Source organism: Paenibacillus sp. sgz302115 (genome assembly GCF_056120445.1).
Genome location: NZ_JBVYOK010000028.1, coordinates 53579 through 62654 on the forward strand (window position 1 = coordinate 53579; position 9076 = coordinate 62654).

General features: G+C 51.5%; 10 protein-coding genes and 1 rRNA gene. All 11 read left to right on the plus strand.

Annotated elements, in window-relative coordinates; all coding sequences use genetic code 11:
• Nucleotides 1–64 precede the first annotated feature (64 nt).
• Nucleotides 65–1690, plus strand: coding sequence for an anthranilate synthase component I family protein (locus AC0LWN_RS29390; protein WP_474671652.1), 1626 nt, complete (start codon nt 65–67; stop codon nt 1688–1690).
• Nucleotides 1687–2268: an aminodeoxychorismate/anthranilate synthase component II gene (gene pabA / locus AC0LWN_RS29395; RefSeq protein ID WP_458967610.1), complete on the plus strand. Its 582-nt coding sequence runs from the start codon at nt 1687–1689 to the stop codon at nt 2266–2268. The genes AC0LWN_RS29390 and pabA overlap by 4 nt, the downstream gene beginning before the upstream one ends.
• Nucleotides 2265–3146 (plus strand): aminotransferase class IV, encoded by an 882-nt coding sequence (locus AC0LWN_RS29400; protein ID WP_474671638.1) that lies wholly within the window; start codon nt 2265–2267, stop codon nt 3144–3146. The genes pabA and AC0LWN_RS29400 overlap by 4 nt, the downstream gene beginning before the upstream one ends.
• Nucleotides 3143–4000: a dihydropteroate synthase gene (folP, locus tag AC0LWN_RS29405; protein WP_474671640.1), complete on the plus strand. Its 858-nt coding sequence runs from the start codon at nt 3143–3145 to the stop codon at nt 3998–4000. The genes AC0LWN_RS29400 and folP overlap by 4 nt, the downstream gene beginning before the upstream one ends.
• Before the next feature lie 47 nt (nt 4001–4047).
• Nucleotides 4048–4410, plus strand: a complete 363-nt coding sequence (gene folB / locus AC0LWN_RS29410) for a dihydroneopterin aldolase (RefSeq protein WP_474671642.1) — start codon at nt 4048–4050, stop codon at nt 4408–4410.
• 10 nt (nt 4411–4420) lie between these two features.
• A complete protein-coding gene (gene folK / locus AC0LWN_RS29415; protein WP_474671644.1) occupies nt 4421–4969 on the plus strand; it encodes a 2-amino-4-hydroxy-6-hydroxymethyldihydropteridine diphosphokinase in 549 nt (182 codons plus the stop codon).
• Nucleotides 4921–5130 carry a helix-turn-helix domain-containing protein gene (locus AC0LWN_RS29420; RefSeq protein WP_458967605.1) on the plus strand — a complete coding sequence of 70 codons (210 nt, stop codon included), beginning with the start codon at nt 4921–4923 and terminating at the stop codon, nt 5128–5130. Before folK ends, AC0LWN_RS29420 begins: the two co-directional genes overlap by 49 nt.
• A gap of 44 nt (nt 5131–5174) precedes the next feature.
• Nucleotides 5175–6191: a tRNA dihydrouridine synthase DusB gene (gene dusB / locus AC0LWN_RS29425; RefSeq protein WP_474671646.1), complete on the plus strand. Its 1017-nt coding sequence runs from the start codon at nt 5175–5177 to the stop codon at nt 6189–6191.
• A gap of 200 nt (nt 6192–6391) precedes the next feature.
• Complete coding sequence (greA, locus tag AC0LWN_RS29430; protein ID WP_458967603.1) at nt 6392–6871, plus strand: transcription elongation factor GreA; 480 nt, start codon at nt 6392–6394, stop codon at nt 6869–6871.
• A 165-nt stretch (nt 6872–7036) separates the two neighbouring features.
• Nucleotides 7037–8554, plus strand: a complete 1518-nt coding sequence (gene lysS, locus AC0LWN_RS29435) for a lysine--tRNA ligase (RefSeq protein WP_474671648.1) — start codon at nt 7037–7039, stop codon at nt 8552–8554.
• 440 nt (nt 8555–8994) lie between these two features.
• Nucleotides 8995–9076: ribosomal RNA gene (locus AC0LWN_RS29440) — 16S ribosomal RNA — on the plus strand; the annotation flags it as partial.

Here is a 9076-nt window from a genome sequence, read left to right on the forward strand (position 1 = left end):
TTTTCAAAGCAGCATGAAGTACAGTATACTGACAGGCAATAAACGAATGGACGAGTGGAGAGGGATGGATTTGGAAATTATAACGGCGTGGCAGGATTGGGAGCGGTGGGCGCATGAAGAATGGAGCCTGCTCCCTTTTATCATACGATTTCCGCAAGGCACAGAAGGATTGCCCGTCTCCTGGACGAAGGCTTGGGAGCTGGCTTCTCCTTACTCAATGGTCCTGGAGAGCGGCAAAGGCGGACGGTATACGTATTTAGGCTTACAGCCTGTTTCTGTATTGCAAGGCAAAGCCGATGCGGCCGAAGTATACAGCTTGTCTTCCAGTGCTGCGGATCGGACTGAGTTGACTCTGCAATCAGAGCTGCCGGGTCCGCCTTTGAATGTGCTGCAAGCCTGGATGAAGGACTTCACATCTCCGCGGGTCCAATTCCCCGGCTTGCCGCCATTTGCGGGAGGGTGCGCCGGATTCCTCAGCTATGATGTGGTCCGCTCTCTGGAGCGGCTGCCAGCCTTAGGTAAGGATGACCCGGGATTCCCCGATTATCTCTTCATGAGGTTCGAAGAGCTGTGGATCTACGATCATCAGGAGGATATGCTTTACTGCACAGTGCATGTGCCTGCTCCTGCTGTGAAATCATCTGGTTCTGCTGAGCTGAGAGAGCTATATCAAGAGGCTGCCGGGCGCGCAGAGCGGATGCTGGAGCAGTGGCGGCATATCTCCGTAGCTCCTGGAATTACAGAAGCAGGCACTGGAAATGAAGCTGCTGCGGCTGCGATAATTGAAGCCAGCACCGGCAATACAGGCGAATGGCCCGGTATGGCCTCTGCGTTCACCCCCGAGCAATTTCAGCAGGCGGTACGGAAGGTTCAGGAATACATCCGCCAAGGCGATGTATTTCAGGTGAACCTGTCGCTGCGGCAGGAGGCGCAGCTGAAATCCTCGCCGGAGGATGTTTACGAATGGCTGCGCAAGCTCAACCCGTCCCCGTACATGGGGCTGCTGCGCTCGCCCGGCTTCGCGCTCGCCAGCGCTTCGCCCGAGCTGCTCGTCAAGCTGCACGGGGACAAGGTCAGCGCCCGCCCCATTGCCGGTACCCGGCGCCGGGGCCATACTCCCGCTGAGGACGCCGCCATGGAGGCGGAGCTGCGCGGGAGTGAGAAGGAGATCGCCGAGCATATCATGCTTGTCGATCTGGAGCGCAACGACATCGGCCGTGTCGCTGCGTATGGATCGGTCAGCGTGCCGGAGCTGCTGACCGTCGAGCGATACTCGCATGTGATGCATCTCGTATCGCAAGTGGAAGGCACCATCGCGCCAGGTAAAGGCGCTTACGACGTTATAGCCGCCTTGTTCCCCGGCGGCACCATCACCGGCGCGCCGAAGGTGCGCACGATGGAAATCATCGAGGAGCTGGAGCCGGTACGGCGAGGACCATATACTGGTTCAATGGGCTGGATTGACTATAGCGGCAATATGGAATTAAATATTATTATACGAACGCTGGCCGTAAAGGATGGAGTAGGCTATATTCAGACGGGCGCGGGCATCGTGATTGATTCCGACCCGTACCGTGAATACCGGGAATGCCATAATAAAGCCAAAGCCGTAGTGAAGGCGGTTCTCTGCAGCGAGCAGCAGCAGGAATTGCGGATCTCCGGCGGCGCCGAAGGAGGAGCAACACAATGATCTTGGTAATCGACAATTATGATTCCTTTACGTATAACCTGGTGCAGTATCTGGGGGAGCTTGGAGAAGAAGTGAAGGTATCCCGCAACGATGAGATCACCATTCAGGAGATCGAGGCGCTGGCACCGGACCATATCCTGATTTCTCCGGGGCCGTGCACGCCAAATGAAGCGGGAATCAGCCTGGAGCTGCTTCAGCATTTCAAGGGCGTTATTCCGATCTTTGGCGTATGTCTCGGACATCAGGCCATTGGACAGGCCTTCGGCGGCAAAGTAATCCGTGCCGAACGTCTGATGCATGGCAAAACATCGCCGATCCACCACAAGGGTACTTCCGTATTCGAAGGGATGGAATCACCCTTTACCGCTACCCGTTACCATTCATTGATCGTTGAGCGTGAGAGTCTGCCGGATTGCCTGGAGATTACAGCAGAGACGGCGGAAGGTGAAATTATGGCTTTGCGCCATAAAGAGTACCCGATAGAAGGTGTGCAGTTCCACCCTGAATCCATCATTACAGATCATGGTCATCAAATGCTCCGCAATTTCCTGAAACGGAGAGCCGGAGAACCGGTATGAAATATATAGGATTTAACAACCGCGTAGCGGATGCTCAAGACGCCGTGATTTCCGCTTTGGATCACGGCGTTTTGTACGGCATGGGGCTGTTCGAGACGTTCCGTACCTACGGGGGCGAACCGTTCCTGCTGCAGCGGCATCTAGGCAGACTCGCTGACGGCTGCAGGCAGCTCGGCATTCCTTTTGAAGGGGATGCCGCCTTGCTGCGGGATTGGATCCACCGCGTAATGGGCAAAAATGAACTGAAGGATGCTTACATCCGTTATACCGTCACAGCTGGTGAGGATATCCTGGGCCTGCCTGCGGGAGACTACGGCCAGCCTAATCATCTGCTCTACATCAAAGAGCTGCCGCGATTACCAGCCAGCCTCTATCAGGAAGGCAAAGGGCTGCAGCTGCTGAATCTGCGACGCAATACCCCGGAGGGGCCGGTGCGGTTGAAGTCGCTGCATTACATGAATAATATACTTGCGAAGCGTGAATTGGCCGGATACGCCTCATCTGCAAGCGGAGCGGAAGGGCTGATGCTGACCGCCGGGGGTGAGGTCGCCGAGGGTATTGTCAGCAACGTTTTTTTCATCAGCAACAACGTCCTCTACACCCCGGATATCGCTACAGGCATCCTGCCGGGAATTACCCGGGAAATGGTGCTGGAATTGGCCCGCACAGCCGGCCTGCAAATAGAAGAAGGTTTCTATCGCTGGGAACAGCTCGCCAGTGCTGATGAGGTATTCCTCACCAATTCGGTGCAGGAGATTGTTCCGGTTACAACGCTGTGGTATGGAAATGAGCGGCTTAGCGTAAGCGGCGGACAATGTGGAAGAATCACGGCGCGATTGCTGGAATCATATAGAGAAAGGACGGGATCGCCGGAATGAGACCCGTTATATACAAACGTACTTACCATATGGGCGCTGCTGAACTGTCGCTGGGGGAACGCACTCTAATTATGGGTATTCTGAACGTAACCCCGGATTCCTTTTCCGATGGCGGATTGTGGAATGAACCGGGTAGAGCCGTAGAGCATGCGCTGCAAATGGCGGCAGAGGGTGCGGATATTATTGATATCGGCGGTGAATCGACACGGCCCGGCCATGAGCCGGTAGGACTTGAAGAAGAACTGGCCCGCGTGCTGCCGGTCATCGAGAGTATACACAGTGCCGCTCCTCATTTGCCGTTATCCATTGATACCTATAAGGCGGAAGTGGCCCGACAGGCGCTTCAGGCGGGTGCGCACATCATTAATGATGTCTGGGGGGCCAAGGCGGATAGCAATATGGCGGCTGTAGCTGCGGAAGCGGGCTGTCCGATTATTTTGATGCACAACCGCCATGACCGCAATTATCAGGATCTGGCAAGCGATATGTCTGCTGATATTATGGAGAGCGTGGAACTGGCGCTGGCAGCGGGCGTTAAGCGGGAGAATATCATTCTTGACCCGGGCATCGGCTTTGCCAAGGATTATGCGGAGAACCTTCAGGCTATGATGAACCTGGATCAACTGACGGAGCTTGGATATCCAGTCCTGCTTGCCACCTCCCGCAAAAAATTCATCCGCACCGTGCTCGATCTGCCGCCGGATGATGTGGTTGAAGGCACCGCCGCCACAGTGGCGTTCGGGATTGCCCAGGGCTGTCAAATCGTGCGGGTGCACGATGTAGCAACAATTAAGCGTACTGTGCAGATGTGCGACGCTATGCTGTATGCTGTGCCGCTGCAGGTGCGTGAATAAATCGCGATTGCTGGCAGATATATTTTATGAGAAGGCAGGTTACCAGAGTGGATAAAATGACGCTTCACCGCATGGAGTACTATGGTTATCACGGAGTTTTTGAAGAGGAGCGCAAGCTGGGCCAGCGCTTTTACGTTGATTTGGAGCTGGAGCTTGATTTGCAGGAAGCCGGGACCCGTGATGATCTCACGTTAACCGTAAATTATGCCGAAGTGCACTTTCTCGTTAAAAAAATTGTCGAAACAAAATCATTTAAATTGATCGAAGCTTTGGCGGAACATATTGCATCCTCGGTACTTGACACTTATACTGTTATCAATGCGGTAACGGTCAAAGTGACCAAGCCGCATCCGCCGTTCGACATTCACTTTCAGGGAGTGACCGTAGAACTGTACAGAACCAGAAAGTGAGACCTCGTTCATGAACACACATTCCACCTCTGAGCTATCAGAGGCTTATATTGCTTTAGGGGCCAATTTGGGAGACCGTGAAGGAACGCTGAAGGAAGCTTTGATCAGGCTGAACCAGCATGCAGAGATTGAGGTGATTCGCTGCTCAAGCGTATACGAAACCGAGCCTGTAGGATATTTGGATCAGCCTCAGTTTTTGAATATGGCGGCAGCCCTTCGCACAACACTAGCGCCGGAGGCGCTGCTTCAAGTGATGCTGGGTATCGAAACACAGCTCGGCCGTGTCCGGGATATCCGCTATGGACCGAGAACAGTCGATTTGGATTTACTATGGGTGGAGAATAAGAGTATTGATACCCCGGATTTAACACTGCCGCATCCCCGGATGCTGGAGCGGGCGTTTGTGCTTTTTCCACTGAATGATATTGTGCCGCAGAATGAGTCTTCTGGACTCCGGCAGTTAATTACAGCAGCGCTACAAGACATAGAGGGGAAGGAAGGAATTTGCTTGTGGACAACAAACGTATGGGACGGCGGGTCAGAGCATTCCGAAAGCTGAAGGGATATACTCAGCAGGAGCTGGCGGACTCTGTCGGAATATCCTTGGCTGTGCTGGGCGCAGTGGAGAGGGGAAACAGACGTTTGGAAGATCAAATTTTAAATAAAATTGCGGATGTCCTTGGAGTTGCTGCCGACGAATTGGCTAATCCCTCTAATTAAGAGGACGTTAAGATACAATAAACCATACAAGGAAGTGAACAAGCGTGCTGAAGATTGGCGGCATTGAGATGAAGAACCAGGTCGTTCTGGCACCTATGGCTGGTGTGTGCAATCCGGCGTTTCGTCTGATCGCAAAAGAATTTGGAACCGGGCTCGTCTGCGCCGAAATGGTCAGCGACAAGGCGATTTTGCATGGCAACCGGCGCACGCGGGAAATGCTGTTCGTAGATGAACGTGAGAAACCGCTAAGCCTGCAGATTTTTGGCGGTGACCGTGAGTCTCTGGTTGAGGCGGCCAAGGTCGTTGATAAAGAAACCAATGCCGATATTATCGACATTAATATGGGCTGTCCTGTGCCTAAAGTAACGAAATGCGACGCAGGAGCGCGCTGGCTGCTGAATCCCGACAAAATTTACGAAATGGTATCCGCAGTCGTTGACGCCGTTGATAAGCCGGTAACCGTAAAGATGCGGATCGGCTGGGACAGCGAGCATATCTTTGTAGAAGATAATGCCCGCGCCGTTGAACGTGCCGGAGGCCAGGCGGTAAGTGTTCATGGTAGAACCCGCGAGCAGCTTTATACCGGTCACGCCGATTGGAAGTACATCCGTATGGCCAAAGAGGCGGTCTCCATTCCGGTTATCGGAAACGGAGATGTGAATACACCTGAGGATGCGCGCGCAATGCTGGATCAGACCGGCTGCGATGGCGTGATGATTGGGCGCGGTGCTCTGGGCAATCCGTGGATGCTGTACCGTACAATCCAATACCTGAGCACTGGTGAGTTGATGCCGGAGCCGGGTCCGGAGGAGAAGATCAAGGTAGCGATTCTTCATATGGACCGTTTGATCAGCCTGAAGGGCGAAGCGGTCGCTGTCCGGGAAATGCGCAAGCATTTGGCCTGGTATTTGAAAGGGATGAAGGCTGCTGCCCGCGTGAAGGACGTCATTATGGAAGAAACCAAACGTGATGAAATGGTGCGGATTTTGAATGATTTTGTCGCACAGCTTAAGGAAGAAGAAGAGCAAGAAGGCCTAAATTCCTCTCTTTCGGCGGTTTAAATGCTGATTTTCTTGCGTTTTTGATTAACACCAGAACATTATATGAGGCATCATTGACATTTTGTAGCGGTTCCAATATAATTTCACAGTATAAAATCGCCGTTACAGCAGTGGCAAGCAGAAGGAGGGTTCTGATCCCTCCAGATTCGCATATAGTATGGTGTTTTCAATAAATGTATACGACAGGAGAATCGGTTGAGATGAGCGATAAAGAAGTCATCCTTACACCGGACGGACTTAAGCGTCTGGAAGAAGAACTTGAGACCCTCAAATCCGTGAAACGGCGCGAGGTAGCCGAACGGATTAAAGTGGCGATTGGCTACGGAGATATCAGTGAGAACTCCGAATATGAGGACGCGAAGAACGAGCAGGCTTTTATCGAAGGGCGCATCATCACTTTGGAAAAAATGCTCCGCAATGCGCGTATCATCAATAGCGACGAGATTGCTACCGATGTGGTTAGTGTCGGTGTTACCGTAAGCGTCGAGGACATGGAATACGGCGACATTATGGAATATACGATTGTAGGCACGGCGGAATCCGATCCGCTGAACAATAAGATCTCTAACGAAAGCCCGGTAGGCAGAGCTATTATCGGTAAAAAAATTGGCACCATTGTTGATGTTAGTGTTCCTGCAGGCGTTATTCAATATAAAATTCTTGATATTACAATGAAGTAATAGGCGTGTATAAGGAATAGGTCTGTAAAGCTTCCTTAGGGAAGCTTTTTTTCAAAACATATACAGATCAGCTTTTTTGGCAATGGAACGGACTGTCCTCATGAATGATGGCGGAGCCGTTTCTTCTTGTGTATATGACATAGTGAGTAAGAGAGGATGAACCACATGACTGAGGAAATGAACACCGTGGATAACACAGAGAATGAGCTTAGTGAGCTGCTGACGATTCGCCGTGGCAAATTGGACGAGCTTCGCGCCCTGGGAATTGACCCGTTTGGCAAGAAATATGAGCGTACGACGGGTGCCGGCGATATTATGTCCAAGTATGACGGGCAAACAAAAGAGGAACTGGACGAGCTTGATCTTGAGGTCAGCATTGCCGGCCGCATCATGGCGAAGCGGGTAATGGGTAAAGCCAGCTTTGCCCACATTCAGGATCTCAGCGGCAAGATTCAAATCTATGTCCGTCAGGACAGTATTTCTGAAGCGCAGTATGCAGCTTTTAACGTTCTCGATCTGGGGGATATCATCGGCGTTCGCGGAAAGGTGTTCAAGACCAGAACGGGTGAAACCTCTATTAAGGTGGACAACCTTGAGGTTCTTTCCAAATCACTGCTTCCTCTCCCCGAGAAATATCACGGTCTGAAGGATGTAGAGCTGCGCTACCGCCAGCGTTATGTGGATTTGATCATCAACCCTGAAGTTCAGCAGACGTTCATTACCCGGTCACGGATAATCCAATCCATGCGCCGTTATCTGGATTCGCATGGCTATCTGGAAGTAGAAACTCCAACCCTGCATGCCATCGCCGGTGGAGCCGCAGCCCGTCCTTTCATTACACACCACAACACACTGGATATGCAGCTTTATATGCGTATTGCCATAGAGCTTCATCTGAAGCGTCTAATCGTCGGCGGTTTGGAAAAAGTATACGAAATCGGCCGCGTTTACCGTAACGAAGGCATCTCCACGCGCCACAATCCGGAATTTACGATGATCGAGCTGTACGAAGCTTATGCCGACTACAAGGACATCATGCACCTGACTGAGAGCCTGATCGCTCATATCGCTGAGGAAGTACTGGGAACCCAGAAGATCAACTATCAAGATCAAGAAGTAGATCTGTCGCCAGGCTGGCGCCGTGTGAGTATGGTGGATGCTGTCAAAGAGGTGACAGGTGTCGACTTTGGTGTTCAAATGACGGATGAGGAAGCGCAGCGTTTGGCGAAGGAGCACCGTGTGCCGGTTGAGAAGCACATGACCTTTGGACACATTCTGAATGCCTTCTTTGAGCAATTTGTAGAAGAAACGCTGATCCAGCCGACCTTTGTCACAGGCCATCCGGTTGAAATCTCTCCACTCGCCAAAAAGAATGATCAGGATCCGCGCTTCACAGACCGCTTTGAGCTGTTTATTGTGGCCCGTGAACACGCTAATGCCTTTAGCGAGCTGAATGATCCTATTGACCAGCGCCAGCGTTTTGAAGCGCAAATTAAAGAAAAAGAAAAGGGTAACGACGAAGCTCACGAAATGGACGATGACTTCATCCGTGCTCTGGAATACGGCATGCCGCCTACAGGCGGACTGGGAATTGGTGTGGACCGTCTGATTATGCTGCTCACCAATGCGGCGTCCATCCGCGATGTACTGCTGTTCCCGCACATGCGCAACCGTACCGAGTAATTGTATTGCTCTACCATAGCCAAGGGAGCTGCAGAGATGCAGTTTCCTTTGGCACAGTGGTGAATGAGTGGTGCTATATGACCCCTATCAATCGGAATTAATTTTTATTCAAAATAAAGCTTGCAAAGAATCTCTATACATGGTATATTCTTATTCCGGCCAAGAAAGTTCAATGCCGAGCTCGAAAAAAGAAATTAAAAAAAGAGCTTGCATTAATCGGCCGAACATGATATAGTATAAGAGTTGCTGCTGACGAGAACATCGTCGCCGACAACGAGCTTGATCTTTGAAAACTGAACAACGAGTGAGTATCGGAAATCACTTCAGTGATTCCAAATCGATGAATTTCACAGCGTGTTTCACGCTTTTGAAATCTCATCTAGAGAATGCAAATTCTCGTCAGATGTTTCAAAATGAGCGAATCGCTCTTTTCAATAACCTTATTGGAGAGTTTGATCCTGGCTCAGGACGAACGCTGGCGGCGTGCCTAATACATGCAAGTCGAGCGGAGCTTATCCTTCG